Annotated in this window: 18 protein-coding genes; 17 read left to right on the top strand and 1 reads right to left on the bottom strand. The window is 35.8% G+C overall.

Features of this window, described 5'->3' with window-relative positions; translation table 11 throughout:
* Positions 1-17: 17 nt before the first annotated feature.
* From I2F31_RS12445 to I2F31_RS12435, 3 genes are all read left to right on the top strand, one after another.
* Positions 18-1,046 carry a methionine synthase gene (locus I2F31_RS12445; RefSeq protein WP_195769943.1) on the top strand — a complete coding sequence of 343 codons (1,029 nt, stop codon included), beginning with the start codon at positions 18-20 and terminating at the stop codon, positions 1,044-1,046.
* A 158-nt stretch (positions 1,047-1,204) separates the two neighbouring features.
* Positions 1,205-1,687: a flavin reductase family protein gene (locus tag I2F31_RS12440; RefSeq protein ID WP_195769942.1), complete on the top strand. Its 483-nt coding sequence runs from the start codon at positions 1,205-1,207 to the stop codon at positions 1,685-1,687.
* Positions 1,688-2,010: 323 nt separating this feature from the next.
* Positions 2,011-3,027: an acyltransferase family protein gene (locus I2F31_RS12435; protein ID WP_228285935.1), complete on the top strand. Its 1,017-nt coding sequence runs from the start codon at positions 2,011-2,013 to the stop codon at positions 3,025-3,027.
* 17 nt (positions 3,028-3,044) lie between these two features.
* Here the strand turns inward: I2F31_RS12435 and I2F31_RS12430 are convergent, their stop codons facing one another.
* Positions 3,045-3,638: a CHAP domain-containing protein gene (locus I2F31_RS12430; RefSeq protein WP_195769940.1), complete on the bottom strand. Its 594-nt coding sequence runs from the start codon at positions 3,636-3,638 to the stop codon at positions 3,045-3,047.
* Positions 3,639-3,777: 139 nt separating this feature from the next.
* On the opposite strand from I2F31_RS12430, the gene I2F31_RS12425 reads away from it, so the two are divergent.
* From I2F31_RS12425 to I2F31_RS12360, 14 genes are all read left to right on the top strand, one after another.
* Positions 3,778-4,545, top strand: coding sequence for a DUF4184 family protein (locus I2F31_RS12425; protein ID WP_195769939.1), 768 nt, complete (start codon positions 3,778-3,780; stop codon positions 4,543-4,545).
* 208 nt (positions 4,546-4,753) lie between these two features.
* Positions 4,754-5,851: a polysaccharide biosynthesis/export family protein gene (locus tag I2F31_RS12420; RefSeq protein WP_407647892.1), complete on the top strand. Its 1,098-nt coding sequence runs from the start codon at positions 4,754-4,756 to the stop codon at positions 5,849-5,851.
* Between the two features lies 1 nt (position 5,852).
* Complete coding sequence (locus tag I2F31_RS12415) at positions 5,853-6,287, top strand: low molecular weight protein-tyrosine-phosphatase (protein ID WP_195769938.1); 435 nt, start codon at positions 5,853-5,855, stop codon at positions 6,285-6,287.
* Between the two features lie 10 nt (positions 6,288-6,297).
* Positions 6,298-8,502: a polysaccharide biosynthesis tyrosine autokinase gene (locus I2F31_RS12410; RefSeq protein ID WP_195769937.1), complete on the top strand. Its 2,205-nt coding sequence runs from the start codon at positions 6,298-6,300 to the stop codon at positions 8,500-8,502.
* Positions 8,503-8,531: 29 nt separating this feature from the next.
* Positions 8,532-9,977 (top strand): capsule assembly Wzi family protein, encoded by a 1,446-nt coding sequence (locus I2F31_RS12405; protein WP_195773966.1) that lies wholly within the window; start codon positions 8,532-8,534, stop codon positions 9,975-9,977.
* Positions 9,978-10,009: 32 nt separating this feature from the next.
* On the top strand, positions 10,010-11,083 hold the full coding sequence (rfbB, locus tag I2F31_RS12400; RefSeq protein WP_195773965.1) for a dTDP-glucose 4,6-dehydratase: 1,074 nt from the start codon (positions 10,010-10,012) through the stop codon (positions 11,081-11,083).
* Positions 11,084-11,094: 11 nt separating this feature from the next.
* On the top strand, positions 11,095-12,003 hold the full coding sequence (gene rfbD, locus I2F31_RS12395; protein WP_195773964.1) for a dTDP-4-dehydrorhamnose reductase: 909 nt from the start codon (positions 11,095-11,097) through the stop codon (positions 12,001-12,003).
* Entirely contained in the window at positions 12,000-12,899 is a 900-nt protein-coding gene (gene rfbA / locus I2F31_RS12390) for a glucose-1-phosphate thymidylyltransferase RfbA (RefSeq protein WP_195773963.1), read from the top strand. Before rfbD ends, rfbA begins: the two co-directional genes overlap by 4 nt.
* A gap of 14 nt (positions 12,900-12,913) precedes the next feature.
* Positions 12,914-13,489 carry a dTDP-4-dehydrorhamnose 3,5-epimerase gene (gene rfbC / locus I2F31_RS12385; protein ID WP_195773962.1) on the top strand — a complete coding sequence of 192 codons (576 nt, stop codon included), beginning with the start codon at positions 12,914-12,916 and terminating at the stop codon, positions 13,487-13,489.
* A 14-nt stretch (positions 13,490-13,503) separates the two neighbouring features.
* Entirely contained in the window at positions 13,504-14,415 is a 912-nt protein-coding gene (locus I2F31_RS12380) for a glycosyltransferase (RefSeq protein WP_195773961.1), read from the top strand.
* A gap of 23 nt (positions 14,416-14,438) precedes the next feature.
* Complete coding sequence (locus tag I2F31_RS12375) at positions 14,439-15,209, top strand: glycosyltransferase family protein (protein WP_195773960.1); 771 nt, start codon at positions 14,439-14,441, stop codon at positions 15,207-15,209.
* A gap of 190 nt (positions 15,210-15,399) precedes the next feature.
* Positions 15,400-16,695: an MATE family efflux transporter gene (locus I2F31_RS12370; RefSeq protein WP_195773959.1), complete on the top strand. Its 1,296-nt coding sequence runs from the start codon at positions 15,400-15,402 to the stop codon at positions 16,693-16,695.
* Between the two features lies 1 nt (position 16,696).
* A complete protein-coding gene (locus I2F31_RS12365) occupies positions 16,697-17,599 on the top strand; it encodes a glycosyltransferase (RefSeq protein WP_195773958.1) in 903 nt (300 codons plus the stop codon).
* Between the two features lie 10 nt (positions 17,600-17,609).
* The coding region (locus I2F31_RS12360; protein WP_323127585.1) for a glycosyltransferase family 32 protein at positions 17,610-18,259 on the top strand (650 nt) is incomplete at its 3' end.

The raw sequence follows: 18,259 nt of genomic DNA, 5'->3' as shown, positions 1-18,259 counted from the left end.
GGCAAGATGACTTTATTATGAAAAAATTATTACCGACTTCAACTGCTGGCAGTTTGCCAAAACCATCTTGGCTTGCTCAACCTGAGAAGCTTTGGTCACCATGGAAATTAGAAGGCGATCAACTTGTTGAAGGCAAACAAGATGCATTACGTGTGTCATTACAAGAACAAGCGGTTGCAGGCATAGATATTGTGAGTGATGGTGAACAATCACGCCAACACTTTGTGACTACTTTTATTGAACACCTTGAAGGTGTTGATTTTGAAAAGCGTGAAACGGTTAAAATCCGTGATCGTTACGATGCAAGTGTTCCTACAGTTGTTGGCCCTGTGTCACGTAAAAAGCCTGTTTTTGTTGAAGATGCGAAGTTTTTACGTCAGCAGACAGACCAGCCAATCAAATGGGCACTTCCTGGCCCAATGACTATGATTGATACGCTGTACGATAGCCACTATAAAAGCCGTGAAAAATTGGCTTGGGAATTTGCCAAAATTCTTAACCAAGAAGCGTTAGAGCTAGAGGCCGCAGGGGTTGATATTATTCAGTTTGATGAGCCTGCATTTAATGTCTTTTTTGATGAAGTCAACGAATGGGGAATTGCTACCCTTGAAAGAGCCATTGAAGGTCTGAAATGTGAAACTGCCGTGCATATTTGCTATGGTTACGGTATTCAAGCCAATACAGATTGGAAAAAGACTTTAGGTTCAGAGTGGCGTCAGTACGAAGAAGCATTTCCTAAATTGCAAAAATCTAACATCGACATCATTTCATTAGAGTGTCATAACTCTCATGTGCCAATGGATTTACTTGAGCTGATTCGTGGTAAAAAAGTGATGGTGGGTGCAATTGATGTGGCAAACCATCAGATTGAAACACCAGAAGAAGTTGCAGATACGCTACGCAAAGCATTGCAATTTGTAGATGCAGATAAACTTTACCCATGCACAAACTGTGGTATGGCACCACTGCCCCGTGCAGTAGCAAGAGGCAAGTTAAATGCTTTGGCTGCAGGTGCTGCCATTGTGCGCAATGAGCTATTAAAATAGTATAGCAATTTCTCAAAGTGACTGCTTTGGCTGATGGCGAAGGTAGTCACTTTTTACTATATCGTTTTTAATCTATTTTATGTCATCAGGCTACGTAACACGGTTGCGTGGTGTGATTTATATACACTACACATGTGGTGCAAACAAGGAATAACGTCATGGTCGAAGCAATAGACTTTAGAAATGCAATGTCTTTATTAACAAGTGCAGTTAATGTGATTACCACAAATGGTGTATCTGGACAGCATGGTTTTACTGCATCTGCCGTGTGTAGCGTCACAGATACACCTGGAACGTTATTGGTTTGTATGAATAAGGCATCTAGATCATATGTACACTTTGTTGAAAACAATATTTTGACTGTAAATGTATTAGCAGCACATCAAGAAAATATATCGCAAGTCTTTGCCTCTAAATTGAGTTCAGAAGAGCGCTTTGAGCATGGTGAGTGGGAAACACTGGTTACAGGTGCACCCATTTTAAAAGATGCACTGGTTAGCTTTGATTGCAAAATTGATCAAATTCAAGAGGTGGGTACACATGCTGTATTTATGTGTGCGGTGGTTGCTATTCAGCAAAATAAAAATGATCAGGGGTTGGTTTATTTTAACCGTGCGTATCATCAGGTGGGTAAAAAATAGATGAATTAAGACAGCATATCTAGCTGGGCGAAAGAGATACCTAACGGTTTTTATAGTATGGGTATTTATCATATTATATGGTTAAACCACGTCATTACTTTAGATGATAATTCTCTCAATAAATCATAATATCTAATATTATTTATATCTTACCCTCAGATGAATAACTGATGATTGGTTAAGAATACTTATATTTTTGCTAAATAATAATATTAATGATAATTATTGTATTTTAAGTTACTGATTTAAAATAATAAAAAATTTGTATTACATTTTTGTTACAACTACTATATGCGGGAGCGAAGTTTGAAATTTAATAATATATGACAAGATCTTTTTGTATCGACAACTTTAGGGCATTGGTAATATTGCTTATCGTATTATCTCACTGTACTGGTTTCTTGTACGATAATAAATTAAACAATATAAATATGCTTGATTCGTTTATTAGTAATATTTTTGCGGGTGCAACATTCTTTTTTGTATTTATTACAGGTTACTTAACACCCAAAGTATTTTATCCAAGATATACATTTAGAGATTTTTTTTCAAAAAAAATCATACAGCTTATTCCACCATATTTATGTATGAGCTTACCCATGATCTTGATGTGGGTCTTAAGAGATAAGGGTTTTTTTGCTGGATATGATCATTGGCTTCAACCGATTTTATATATTCTTACAGGTATGTCATTTTTTGCCTATTGGTATATCCCATTTGCGATACTACTATTTTTAGCGTATCCAATCTTAAGGAAGGTTGATAGTTATACCAACTTAATGTCAGTTTTAATTGTTGTACTTAGTGTTATTTCTATTTTTGTGCAAAGACCAATAGATAGCTTTAATGCATTCCAATCGCTTATTTATTATATTCCTGTTTACTTAATGGGGTCTTTTGTATTAAAAAAACAAGATATATTCTCCTCTAACTTAGCTATTACCATTAGCTTCATATTGTTTACTTTTCTTGTTGTGACTCAAACAACATTTAAGAATCATATTGGCAATTATCATTCAAATATGATGGATTTTAATGGTATAGACTATATGTATTTGCAAAAAATGTGCTTAACCATATTTATATTTGGTTTATTTTCTAGGTATTTAAATAAAGAATATAGTGTACTGTCTATATTTGCTAGAAATAGTTTTGGTATATTTTTTATGCATATGCCTGTTTTATATGGAGTGCTTTTTTTTAATAAATGGGTTCAAGTTGAGCCAAATCTGATGAGTTATTTATTCATATCATTATTTATTACTGTAATGTCTTTACTATTGTTGAAGTTTACTAAATTGGTTTTTAAAAAGAATTCTCGTTATATTGTTGGTGTTTGATTAAATATACTTACTATTTAAGATGAGCTTAAACGATAGTATACATAAGTGGCCTCAGGGTCATGATATACATCATATGAAGGTTGTTTATAGTCTGAAACCCACTGTGTCCCTGTATAGCCTGCAATATGCCCATAGGTATGTCGTTTGGTGCGTTGAATAATATAAATATCGCCTTCAATAGGCTGGTCAAAGGCAGGGTCAATTTTTTTATAGCCAATTTTCTCTAAGGTTCGGCCCCAGTCAGAGGCGGCAACGGGGTGTTGATCAATGTGTGCCCCTGCATTTTCAAGGGCAGTACGTATGCTACGGGCACAACGTGCAGAGCTTACTCGTGCAGAAATTTGTTTTAGTCGCCCTGTAAATTTACTTAAATCGAAAAACTGGTTCATTTGATCTGTTTGTTTAATAATGGCATCATTCAAATGTTTATAAATAGCAGTATATGTGTCAGATAAACTATTTTTAACTCGCTTTTTGCTCAGTTGTTTTTGTATGTAATCATCTATAGAAAAGCTATTTTTATTGATTGTATGGGGTGCATTGGCATAATGTGCAACACTTGGGTTGGTATAGTCTAATTCTTGTATGCTGTAGTCACTGTAAATCATAGTTACTCTCTAAGTACGTTTGTTACATTTTGCCAACAGGAATTGATCTTAGAGTACAAAACTTAAAATAGCTTAAAAATAAAGCTGATTCGGTAAAATTTTGGCTTAAAGCAATTACATGCGATATAAGGAAACCACATTGCCATTTACAATTTCTCACGCCGTACTTGCACAGCCATTGGCGCGACTTAGCCAAGGTAAACTGCCTATTGCGGCATTGGCTGTGGGATGTATGGCACCTGACCTGATTCGTTTTTTTGTGGAAAATGATCATAATGCAAGCCACCAATGGTCAGCAATTATCGAGCCAAATTTGTTTATAGGGCTATTTTTTTCTGCACTATGGTACATATTTTACCGCCCAATGCTATATCAAATTTTTGCATTAAATGATCCCATTGATATGCCCACGTGGCGTAAAAAAATCTTTTTTATTGTTATGACCATTGTTGCAATTATGATTGGTACTGTAACTCACTTACTTTGGGATGGTTTTACACATGCAGACGCACGCACGTTAGTATTTTATGAGCAACTTTCAAAAAATATTTCAGTTTTTGGTCATCTGATTTCTATTCATATGCTTCTACAGTTGCTCAGTTCAGCCATTCCTTTGCCAATCATTGCTTATATGATTTATCGGTATGTAAAGCAATATCGGGTAAGCGTACTGTTTGTAAAGAAGTCCGCAGTAATGATTTTATGTATTGTGGTTTGTATCTGTGCATTTGCACAAGTATGGCATGGTGCAGGTGTATTAAGTTGGCAGCGTTTACAGGCAGACCCTTATCATACCGTTGGTGATGGTTTAGTGGATTTTTTTAAAGGGGCTTGGCTCGGTTTAACAGCTATGAGTGTGGTATATATGTTACATCAAAAACTAAAGTTGATTTTTTCGAAATATTAAGGTGGAAGTAAAATCTACAGCAATATCACTCAGTTATATTAGATCATATGTTGTTTTATTTTCTTGTATTTTGAGCTTGTGTTTGTATTTAAGCTTTAGATTTTTATAATAAATAAATAAATTACATCTGAGTGTTTGGAATATGGGAAAATTAGATTATTATAAGTCAAATAACATATATGACAGTGTCTAGACTCAAGTGATAAAAGTGAATTACTCTAAAATACTTCTAGTTGGTTTTTTAAGCATAAATGTCACGAGCTGTGCAATGGTGTCAGGTTTACAAACATATAACCTGCCTACACAAGGCGAGTATAAAACAGACTTAGGTACAACAGTGAACGTTGTGCCCTTAAATCAAACAACAATTAGTGCCATACCATCGATAAAAGGTGAAAATCTTTCTAATTACAGTGTGTTATTTAATACACAACAACAGATTTATAAATTAACCTCTGGCGATGTGTTATCTATACAGCTTTGGAACTATCCAGAAATTTCGCCACCTGTTGCCACCTCTAATGAGCAAACAGTACAAGCTTATGGTTACCCAATAGACCAAGAGGGATATATTCAACTGCCATTGGTTGGTCGCTATTTGGCACAAGGCAAAACCCTCACGCAAGTGAATAAAGAAGTACGTCAGCTTTTTGCACGTTATTTGAAAAGCCCCGATGTTGTTGTACGCGTCATTACTTATCAGGGTAAACGTTACTCTGTACAAGGCAATGTACAAAAAGGCGGTCAGTTTTATTTAAATGACCAACCGATCAGCGTGTATGCTGCCCTTGGCCTTGCAGGTGGAGTAAGTACGACAGGTGACAGTACTTCTGTAGTGTTGGTACGTCAGGGCCAAAGCTATAACCTAAATACGGTTGCATTAGAAAAAGCAGGTTATTCACTGAATAAACTCCTGTTACAGCCTGACGATACCATTTATGTCAATGCTAAAGCAGACAACAAAATTTACCTGATGGGTGAAGCTGGGAAAAATCAAGCATTGGCCATGCGTGACCAAGGCATGAGCTTGTCTGATGTGTTGGGTGAAGGTTTAGGTATAGATGCCACTGCAGCCAGTGCCAGTAAAATTTATGTCGTCCGTAGTGATATAAAAGATAAAAAAACCACGATTTACCAAATGAACTTATCTAATATTGGTGACCTTGCCATTGCAAATCAATTTGTGATGCAACGTAACGATGTGGTTTATGTTGATGCTACAGGCTTGACCCGTTGGCAGCGTATCGTGAATCAAATCATTCCATTCTCTAGTACACTGTATACGATTGACCAGTTAGGAAAATAATATGCAAATCAAAAATGTATTGGTGGTTTGCATTGGTAATATTTGCCGTAGCCCTATTGGTGAGTATTTGCTAAAAAAACAATGCCCTCACTTAAACGTGTCATCTGCAGGCATTTCTGCATTGGTTGATTATCCCGCAGATGAAAAAGCACAATACACGGCTAAACGTTTGCAGTTAGATTTGTCACCACACCGTGCAAGACAATTAAATACAGCACTTGTTGCGGAAGCAGACCTGATTCTGGTCATGAGTCAGCGCCAGCAAAAGCATGTGGAACAAACGTGGCCGATGGCGAAAGGGAAAACTTTTCGTTTAGGGCACTGGCAAGATAAAAATATTGCTGACCCGTTTAAAAAAGAGCAACATGTTTTTGATGAGGCCTGTGACCTAATTACGGCATGCGTTGCGGATTGGAATAAGAATTTAACACATTGATGCGGATGCTATGAGCTATACATATACACCACAAAAACCAGAAGATACCATAGATTTAAAAGAGCTATTTTTTTCTTTAATTGCACAGTGGAAAGTCATTATTATTTGCATAATTATTGCATTGATATGTGCAACTTTATACTTACGTGTGACACCAAAAGTCTATTCTGTAGATGCCATGGTACAAGTAGAAGACAAAAGTGGTGCATCATCGGCCCTGTTGGGTAAAGAGCTATCTGGTATTATGGGCGCAGGCGGACTTGGTGGTTCGCAATTGGCAGATGGCGAAGTTGAAATATTAAAGTCTCGTCTTGTACTGGGTAGTACTATACAGCAACTTAATTTAGACATTGCGGTTGAACCAAAAAACAACTCATTGATCACTAAAGTTTTTAGTCCACTTAAATTTAATACACAATACTCACCACAAGGTGTAAGTGTTTATCAAGATAAAGCCAGTTTCGTCATTAAAAAACTGAATGTACCGCAGGCATTTTTAGACCAACCGTTGCTACTCAGTTTTACTGCAAACACCTATACATTTACTGACAAAAAAACAGAACAAGTGCTGTTTAAAGGTCAGCTGAATACTTTAGAGCAGAAAAAAACCGATTCAGATAATGTATGGACCGTTGAAATAGACAGTAAAGATACATTACCTGATCAATATATTGTCACTAAAAATGCCATTACAACGGCTACCAATAACTTTATAGGGAACTATTCTGCACAGGAAAGAGGTAAGCAAACCAATATTATTGGTTTAACCTACCAAGGTACAGACAAACAACTGATTACAGAAGCACTTAACCGCGTGTTGAGTAACTATAAACAACAAAATATAGAAAGTAGCTCTGCACAAAAAGCACAAACTTTATCTTTTTTAAACAAGCAATTGCCAGTTTTAAAAGAAGATTTAGACACGGCTGAAAAAGTGTTTAACCGCTTTCGTGAAAAAAATAATACTGTAGATGTAAACCAAGAAGCCCAACTGTACTTAAAGCAAAGTGTAGACCTAGAAACACAGAAAATTGTGCTCAAGGAAAAACAGGCGGAGTTACAAGCCAAATACACCTCTGAGCACCCAATGGTATTGCAAATAAATGCCCAAATTACTGCAATAGATCAAAAAATTGCTGAGTTAAATAGCAGTTTAAAAAAGTTGCCAGAAACACAGCGTCAGTACTTACAACTGTACCGTGAAGTTGAAGTGAAAAATGAGTTATATACCAGTTTACTCAATACTTACCAAACGATGAGTGTTGCTAAAGCGGGTGAAATTGGTAATGTACGTATTATTGATACAGCCATTCAGCCAATTAAAGCTATTAAACCGCGCGGCTTAATTATTTTGGCGTTATCTATAATAGTTGGCTTATTCTTTGGTGTCATGATTGCACTCACACGTAATCTATTACGTACAGGCATAAAAGACACGGCCGAAATTGAGACTCAGTTTGACTTGCCTGTGTATGCAACAGTACCACGCTCACCACAGCAATTGCTTAAAGATAAATTACTGAAAAAGAAAAGTAGCATTCCTTTGCTTGCGATTAAAGACAGTGATGATGTAGCCATTGAAAGTTTAAGAAGTTTGCGTACGGCTATTCATTTTGCTTTAGCAAAAACTGAAAATAAAGTCATTATGATTTCTGGTGCATCACCTGCGGTTGGGAAATCATTTATATCTGCAAACTTAGCTGCTATTTTGGCACAAAGTGGCAGTCGTATTTTACTTATAGATGGCGACATGCGTCGTGGTTACTTACATAAGTATTTTAGTAATGAAAATGAAAATGGTCTTGCAGAGGTTTTACTTGAAAAATCGAGTATTAATGAAGTGATTAAACCTACAGACTTAGAAACACTGCACTTTTTAGGTCGTGGTAAGAACCCATCACACCCATCTGAGTTACTCAACACAGGCTTGTTTGAGAAAATGCTAGATCAACTCAAAACAGAGTATGATCATATTATTATAGACACACCACCTGTATTGGCTGTGACAGACGCCACTATTGTTTCGCAGTTTAGTGATGTGAATTTATTGGTGGTACGTTTTGCTAAAACCAGTAAAAAAGAGCTTGAGCTCACAATTAACCGTTTTACGAACTCAAATAGCCCAATTCATGGTGTAGTGCTTAATGATATTCAAAGCACGGGCAGTTATGGCTACGGCTATAATTACGCATACGACTACAAGGCAAAGAAGTAAATTGATATAAATGCCAAGTGAGGAAAGATATGTTGTTTAAAAAAATACTGTTGCTGTCTATATTGGGTTTAACAGGTACGTGTGCATCTGCACAAGCTTTGTTGCTGAATGACAATAATCTACGCTCAGACCTTAACTGGCTAAACCAGCAAGGCGTGATAGCACTGAGCACCTCAACTTGGCCAATCAGTGCAGATGCGGTGAGTGATGCTTTAAGCCATGCTGTGATTAAAAACAGTGCTCAAAAAAAGGTACTTGATGCCGTTTCGCAAAAGCTACAGCCACAAGCATTTGCCACTGCACAGATTAATGTTGCAACAGCTCAAAACCGGTTGCCTGCGAGTTTTTCTGAAACAGCAAGCAATGCAGCTCAATATAATGCTGGGCTGACGTTACAACAGAGTCGCTCAAATTGGGATATACATTTACAAACTAATGTTGAAGCCGAACAGCGTATTAGCACAAACAATAAGCTGAACCTTAATGGCTCTTATGCGGCAGGAAAATTATGGAACCAATGGCTTATTGTTGGCGACATACCTGTGTGGTGGGGGCCTGGGCATGATGGCAGTTTAATTCGTGGTGATGCTACTCGTCCAGTGGCAGGTTTTTCAGCCCAACGTGCACAGCAACAAGCTTTTGAAACCAAATGGCTGTCTTGGTTAGGCCCATGGCAATACCAACTGTTTGCAGGCCAGTTACAGCACTATACAGCATTACCACAAACTAAACTTTTGGGCATGCGTGTAACCATACAACCTTTTTCATTTTTAGAGCTTGGTGCATCTAGGTCTATTCAGTGGGGTGGTAAAAATAGAGATGAAGGGTTAAGTACTTTATGGAAAGCGACTATAGGTCAAGATAATGTATATGGCAATACATTAGACCCTTCAAATCAGCTTGGTGGTTTCGATGCCAGACTTAATTTACAGCCTTTATTGCAACTACCTGTAGGTATATATGGTCAATTAGTCGGTGAAGATGAAGCAGGTAAATTACCATCACGTAATTTATACTTAGCAGGCCTAGACTTTTCTTCTAGTTACCAAGGTTTGCCTTATCAAATCTATGCAGAGTGGGCAGATACCCGCACCAGCGGCAAAGTCTGGGGCTATACCTATAACCATCATGTCTATAGAGGTGGGTACTACGAATATGGTTACCCACTAGGACATGCCATGGGCGGGGATGGTCAAATGTACAGCATTGGTGGAAATATACAGCTAGATGCGACCAACCGTGTAAATACCCGATTGTTATATGCAAAAGTAGATCAATCTAATACAGTCAACCAAGGTGTGCATATTAATAAAGCATTTCCAGTAGAAGACACCATAAAAGCACTACAGCTTGGGTGGGTGAATACATTTAAGCCTGGTTACGAAGTACAACTAAATGGTTGGGTTGGGCATTCAGAATCTCGACACTTCGATAATGGCGTTTCTTTGGGTGTGAAATTTCCACTCGTTTTTTAACAAATTTAAATCAATACAATGGTGTTTTAAAGATGAACATTTTAGTCACAGGTGGTGCAGGATTTATTGGGTCAGCCGTTGTGCGCCATATTATTCAAAATACAACACACCATGTTTTAAATCTAGATAAGCTGACTTATGCAGGTAATCTAGAGTCATTGGTGAGTGTTGCGAATAATGAGCGTTACCAGTTTTCACAAACTGACATTTGTGATCGTGTTGCATTAGATCAAATCTTTCAAGAGTTTCAGCCAGATTTAGTCATGCATTTGGCTGCTGAGTCACACGTAGACCGTTCGATTACAGGGTCACAAGACTTTATTGAAACCAATATTATTGGTACGTACCAATTACTAGAGGCTACGCGTTTTTATTGGAATGCTTTAGAAGAAAGTAAAAAAGCGACGTTCCGTTTCCATCATATTTCTACAGATGAAGTGTATGGTGATTTAGAAGGTACAGAGGATTTATTTACAGAAACTACACCGTATGCACCAAGCTCACCGTATTCTGCAAGTAAAGCCAGCTCAGACCATTTAGTACGTGCATGGCACAGAACCTATGGGCTACCTGTTGTACTGACGAACTGTTCAAATAACTATGGGCCATTCCACTTCCCTGAAAAGCTTATTCCTCTTATTATCTTAAATGCACTTGCAGGTAAAGCACTGCCAGTTTATGGCAATGGTGAGCAAATTCGTGACTGGTTATATGTAGAAGATCATGCTCGTGCTTTATATAAAGTCGTGACCGAAGCGAAAATAGGTGAAACATATAATATTGGTGGTCACAACGAGCAAAAAAATATAGATGTTGTAAAATCTATTTGTACACTTTTGGAAGAATTAGCACCCAATAAACCGGCAGGTGTTGAACATTACCAAGACTTAATTACTTATGTAAAAGACCGCCCTGGCCATGATTTACGTTATGCCATTGATGCAAGTAAAATTGAGAAAGATTTAGGTTGGGTTCCACTAGAAAGTTTTGAAACAGGCCTAAGAAAAACAGTGCAGTGGTATTTAGAGAATACACAGTGGATTGAAAATGTACAAAGTGGTGACTACAAAAACTGGCTAACCCAACAATACCAAGCCGAGCAGTGAGATTGCTACGTATGAAAATACTATTACTTGGTAAAAATGGACAAGTTGGTTGGGAGCTACAACGTGCTTTACAGCCTTTAGGTGATGTATTGGCATTAGACCGCCAAATACATCCTACATTGGGTTTGAGTGGCGATCTTTGTGACTTTGACCAAATCAGTCAAGTGTTCGAGCAGTATCAACCTCATATTGTGGTGAATGCCACAGCGTATACTGCCGTAGATAAAGCTGAAACAGAGCAAGAACAAGCCAATTTAGTCAACCATTTAGCTGTAGAGCATTTGGCGATGCAAGCCAAAAAACATAATGCATTACTCGTGCATTACTCTACAGATTATGTTTTTTCAGGCCAAGGTACAACGCCGTGGTCTGAAACAGATACAACCGCACCAAATAATGTGTATGGGAAAAGCAAGCGAGCAGGTGAAGTTGCATTAGAGCAATCTGGTGTAAACTTTTTGAACTTTCGTACCAGTTGGGTCTATGGTACACATGGCCATAATTTTATTAAGACCATGCTCAAATTGGCACAGATGAAAGAAGAGCTGAGTATTATTGCTGATCAGATTGGTGCACCGACCAGTGCTGCACTCATTGCAGATATTACCGCTCAGGTCATTCGTTATTATGTATTAAACCCAAGTTTACAAAAAACTTTACATGGGCATTATCACTTAGCACCACAGGGTGAAACCTCTTGGTTTGAGTATGCTCAGTTTATTTTTGCAACAGCAAGTCGCTTAGGTGCAACACATACCCTAAAAAAGGTTCATCCTATTACGACCGAAGCATATCCTACACCTGCAACACGCCCTTTAAACTCACGTTTAAACACAGATAAGCTAACACAACAATTTAAAGTACATTTGCCACACTGGCAACAAGGCGTGGCACATACGCTCGGAGAAATTTTATCATGAGTCAAACGAAAAAACGTAAAGGCATTATTTTAGCGGGCGGTTCAGGTACACGCTTATATCCAATTACTATGGGTACATCGAAACAGCTTTTACCTATTTATGACAAGCCAATGATTTACTACCCGTTATCTGTACTTATGCTTGCGGGTATCAATGAAATTCTTATTATTTCTACACCAGAAGACTTACCTAATTTTGAAAAACTATTGGGTACAGGTGAAGAACTCGGTATTAAACTTTCTTATAAAGTACAGCCTTCTCCAGATGGCTTAGCTCAAGCCTTTATTCTAGGTGAAGAGTTTATTGGCCAAGACAATGTGTGCCTTATTTTAGGTGACAATATTTTTTATGGTCAACATTTTAGTGATCAGCTCAAGCGTGCAGCAGCCCAAGAACAGGGTGCAACAGTCTTTGGGTATTATGTAAATGACCCAGAGCGTTTTGGTGTGGTTGACTTTGATCAACAAGGTAAAGCGTTAAGTATTGAGGAAAAACCAACTCAACCGAAGTCAAACTATGCAGTGACGGGACTATATTTTTATGACAACAGTGTCGTTGACGTTGCAAAAAATATTAAACCATCACACCGTGGTGAGTTAGAAATCACAGATGTAAACAATGTTTACTTACAGCAAGAGCAGTTAAATGTTGAAGTGTTGGGCCGTGGTTTTGCATGGTTAGATACAGGTACACACGACTCATTGCTAGAAGCAAGCCAATTTGTACAAACAATCGAACACCGCCAAGGTCTTAAAGTCGCAAGTTTGGAAGAAATTTCTTTTAACAATGGTTGGATTAGCCCAGAACAATTATTAGCACGTGGTGAGTTCTTCAAAAAAACAGGTTATGGTCAGTACTTACTGAAACTTTACCAAGAAAACCAAGCTAAAGCGTAAGGGAATATTGCATCATGAATATTATAGAAACAAAGATTAAAGGGCTACTTATACTAGAGCCAAAAGTATTTGGCGATGACCGTGGTTGGTTTATGGAAAGTTTTAACCAACAAAACTTTGAAAATGCCCTGCGTGAGCGAAACTTAGATGTGCCACAATTTGTACAAGACAATCACTCATATTCGCAAAAAGGAGTATTGCGTGGTTTGCACTACCAACTTAACCCACATGCACAAGGTAAACTTGTACGTGTAGTACAAGGCCGTGCTTGGGATGTTGCCGTAGATATTCGCAAAGACTCAGAAACTTTTGGTCAGTGGGTCGGTTTAGAGCTTAGCGGTGAAAACCATAAGCAGTTTTGGATTCCTGCAGGATTTGCACACGGTTTTGTTGCATTAGAAGACAATACCCAGTTCTTGTACAAAACCACAAACTACTACTCTAAAGCATGCGAGCGTTCTATTGTTTGGAATGATAAAGACATTGGCATTGAGTGGCCAATTGATGCATCTGTTGAGCTAAAACTCACAGACAAAGACCAATTTGCACCGTCTTTAAATCAAGCAAAAACCAACAACGATGTATTTTAATAGGTAGTTTATACATGGGGTGTCCAGTCGTATCTGTTATTGTTCCGAGCTATAACCATGCACAGTTTTTAGAGCAACGGCTAGAAAGTATTTTAAAGCAAACTTTTCAAGACTTTGAGCTGATTATTCTAGATGATCTGTCGCCAGACAATAGCCGAAACATTATAGAAAAATACCGACAACACCCCAAAGTGAGCCACATTGTTTACAATGAAAAAAACTCTGGTTCTACTTTTTTTCAGTGGAACAAAGCTGTTTTTGAACTTGCACAAGGTCAATTTATTTGGATTGCAGAATCAGATGATGTTGCAGAGCCCACTTTATTAGAAACCCTTGTTACACCAATGCAAGCACAGCCAAAAATTGCTGTGGCATATTGTCAATCTACACGTATGAATGCATGTGGAGAGGTGACAGGCGATTGGTTAAGTCATACATCAGACTTAACCAATCCCACCCAGTTTCAGCAAGCATTTAGCATGCAAGGTACAGCGTTTATAAACCAATATTTGGTCTATAAAAATACAATACCTAATGCCAGTGCTGTTGTATTTAATGCCAATACTTATCGAAAAGTTGGTGGGGCACAGCCTTCGCTACGCACCAATGGTGATTGGGACTTATGGTTTAAAATGCTTCTGTTAGGAGATGTATTCTACACCCCAGAACAACTTAACCACTTTCGTTATCATGACGCAAGTGTGATTGCAAAAGAAGATCAAAGAGACCAAACAAAACGTAGTCGCAGACTACATAAGAAAAAAATGTACCAATATGGTTTTGATGTACGAGCATCTATGCACAATGCTATGTTGTCATGTCAGCAATCTAGTCTTGATGCATTTAAAATAAATAAAAAAAGAAAGCAAAAAAATAAAAAACACATCATTTGGTTATCTTTCTTAGTTAAACTCATGCCCGCATAAAGTTTAGGGAACGTACGCATTTAATGAAAGATATTACAACGCTCAACCAAAGTACCAAGTTATTTTGCTTTTGTACTTTGGTCACACGTTTTGACGAATACCAAGAAATGGTGGAAAGTGCGAAGCAAGCAGGTTTTACTGACGCTGAATTTTATTATTTTGATAATAAGAACAATAATAGTTTTGACGGTTTTAGTGGTATAAACTATGCAATTAATCAATGTACTGCAAAGTATTTAATTTTTTGTCATCAGGATATTTTATTTAATTTTGACAGAAAAGATCACCTGCTTAACAAAATTGCTGAGTTAGACAAAGTAGATCCTAACTGGGCAGTTATTGGTAATGCTGGTAGAACAGCTAAAGGGAAGCTGATTGCACGAATTACAGACCCACATGCTGATAATCAGAGTTATGGTCCTTTTCCATCTGAAGTCATGAGTGTAGATGAAAATTTTATGATCATAAATATGAAGCATAACCTCAGTTGCAGCACACAAATGAAAGGCTTTCACTTATACGGTTTAGACCTATGCCAAAATGCACAGTTTTTAGGTTTAAAAAGTTATGTTATAGATTTTCATTTACTTCATAAAAGTAAAGGCAATATAGACCAAAATTTTTTAGCAGCAAAGGCCGAATATATTAAACTACAACAGCAAAGAAAATCTTGGCAAGTCTACTTTACAACATGCACTTGCTTCTACGTGAGTTCATTAAAGTTTTTAAATAGATTTTTTGCTAGAAAAACCTTTTTTAGATGGTTATGTAGTTGGGTGAAGCGAGTTGTGTAAAGTAGAGAGTCTGATAATGAAAATGCTTTGAAGCTTAAAGCTTTTTGAAGATATTTAGACCTCCTTGCCTAAGAGTTAGTATAGTACGTATGAGATACTATGATTTTAGTTTATATGTCTTATCAAGTACTGTTACTAAATGAGCAAGTAAGTTATTATTCGAATAAGAAGTTTTATTTTAAGTATCTAAATGTATAATTTAAAGAATATAAAGTTTAATGTATTTTCTAATACACTTTGGATTGTGGCTGAAAAATCATTGTCTATTTTTGGGTTGATATTTGTAACGTCCTTAGTTGCTAAATATATTGGCCCTGAAAATTTTGGTAAATTAGTCTTTGCAAGCTCAATCTTTGCTGTATTACAGACTGTAGCAATGTTTGGTTCTGAAAATGTAATCTTCCAAAAAACGAGTACTAGCGTAAAAATAGGCCAAAGAATTATAGAAACAACAAGAATAATTAGAAATACTATTTATTTTATTATGGCATATATGTTAATTGTTTACTTATATTATACGGTTGACTTTTTAACACTTTCTTATTCACTTGCAACATGTGTTGCAGTATTTTTTTCATTACAAGATGTATATAATATATACTTTGATGCTCAACTTAAATCTAAAATAAATGTAATTTGTAATACTATTGGGTTAGCAATTTCTCTTCTTATTCGTTATATTGTTGTTGAACTAAAACTAGATGTTATTTGGTTTTGTGCACCTATTATTTCATTGACAGTTATTCCTTATCTTATACGGCTTTACATCTATAATAATAATAAAGTTGAATTAAGGAAATTAAATAAAAATAGAGTAAGAATATATCAAAAGTATATGATAAATGTTGGTAAAGACCTTGTTCTATATAGTTTCTCTATTGTTTTATATACAAAGATTTGTCAATTATTTTTAGGTTTAAAATCACAGCATGACTTAGGTATTTATTCAATTGCTGTGACTCTTGGGACAAGTTACTACTTTGTTCTTAATGCAATAATTTGTTCTTATATGACCCAAGTGTATCAAGAGAAAAATGAGCAACGTAGTGCTGAAATGCTAGCAGTATTAAATTTTATTGTTTTTAGTGTTTCTTTGGCTGCATTTATATTTTTATATTTATTTGGGCATACTCTTGTAGAATGGTTATATGGACCTGATTATAAAGAAGTAAATAATATTGTACTTTATTTAGTTTTAGTCTGCATGTTTTCAGGTTTAGCAACAGTTGCTGATAAATATATCATCTGTTTTGGCGGACATAAATACTTAAGAAATAAGACACTTTTTCTTGTCTTCTTAAACTTATTTATGGCTTACTTCTTAATAAATTTTTATGGAATATATGGGGCAGTTACCTCAATATTTATTACAGAGTTAGTTGCAGGTACACTAGCTAACTATTTTTTTAAAAATGGATTGTTATTTAAAGTGCAATTAAAAAGTTTTTATATAAAGAATATATTAGGTCATAAATTAGGTAAATAATATGTCAAATGAAAATCTATTAAGTATTATTGTGCCAGTTTATAATGTGGAAATATATATAGATGATTTTTTAAGTGATTTATACCCTCAATTAAATAATAATGTAGAAGTTGTTTTTATTAACGATGGTAGTTTAGATCGCTCCGTTGATATTATTTTTGATAAAACAGAAATTTTACCACAACATATAAAGGCTAATATTAAAATAGTAAATCAGAGTAATGCTGGTGTGAGCATGGCAAGGAATACTGGATTAGCTTTAGCAAGAGGAAAGTTTATTGCTTTTTTAGATCCTGATGACATTTTAGAAAAAAATTATATATACGAAATAATTCAGTCTCTTAATAAGCATCCTGAGATAGATATTTTAAGCTTTGAAGCATCAGCTGTAAGTAGTAATGGCAATGAAATATTATGGTCTGTAAATGATTCTTTACCAAACGGTACTTATTATAAAGATATAGATTTTCTGACAAAAGTGTTTAAAGAATGTTCTTGGCAATCTTGGCTTAGGGTAATAAAAAATGATTTACTAAAAGATATGGAGTTTAAAAAAGGTATTATTTTAGAAGATATACATTTCTTTGTTCAGCTATATTTAAAAGATGTTTCTATAATGCATACAAAGCATAGTTTAGTAAAATATCGCCAAAGAGAAGAAAGTGCGGTTCATCAAACAAATCAGAAAATAATAGATGATTATAGAACAGCCATAGATTTTCTAAAATCGTTTGATAAACATCGTCACTTTACAGATCATAGTTTGAAAAAAATTTACTTAGACTATTATTCACATGTTAAAAATTTTTCTGGATTAAAAAAATCTATAGTATTGATGTATAAAGAAAAGCCACCCATAGATGTTGCTTTAAAATTTATATATTTTTACTTTAAACAATTGTGAGGAGCATACTGTGAATAAGCCTGTTTCTACTTTTTTAAGATTTTTATTTCATGTATTAAAATCTGTTTTTAATTTCATTTTCTCTATTTATACAGCTAAAGAATATTGGTTTACCAATAAAACTGATGGCTCCAAAGAAAATATTCCAAAGGTGATTTGGATGTATTGGGAGTCAGAGCATCCAAATCACCTTGTTGACTACTGTATAGAAAATACAAAAAATGTTTGTTGTGATTATGACGTTTTTATATTGAATAGCAGTAATATTCATAAATATATAGATATGCCAAGTTTAGATGATAAAAAACTAAAGAAGGCGATTCAGGCTGACTATATTAGGCTTGCATTATTAAAAAAATATGGTGGAATTTGGATGGATGCATCTATATTTATTACACAGGATTTTAGCTGGTTTCTAGATAAGCTAGACCAAAATAGTAATTTTCTCTTTTATTCTGACCATTGTACTACAAATAGTGAACTTCCTATATTTGAAAACTGGTTTATTGCTGCACCTAAAAATAGCTTGCTTATTGCAGATTGGTTTAGTGAATTTGAAAAGTGTATTTTAAGTTCAGAACCTACAAAATATTATGAGGCTGTGACTGGTGAGGATTTTATTCAAAAAATTCCTAATACAGATTATCTGATGTGTTATAT

Origin of the sequence: Acinetobacter rathckeae (genome assembly GCF_015627125.1) — a bacterium.
GTDB classification, from domain to species: Bacteria; Pseudomonadota; Gammaproteobacteria; order Pseudomonadales; family Moraxellaceae; genus Acinetobacter; species Acinetobacter rathckeae.
Note: the sequence above shows the minus strand (reverse complement) of the source record. Positions and strands in the feature narration are given on the sequence as shown.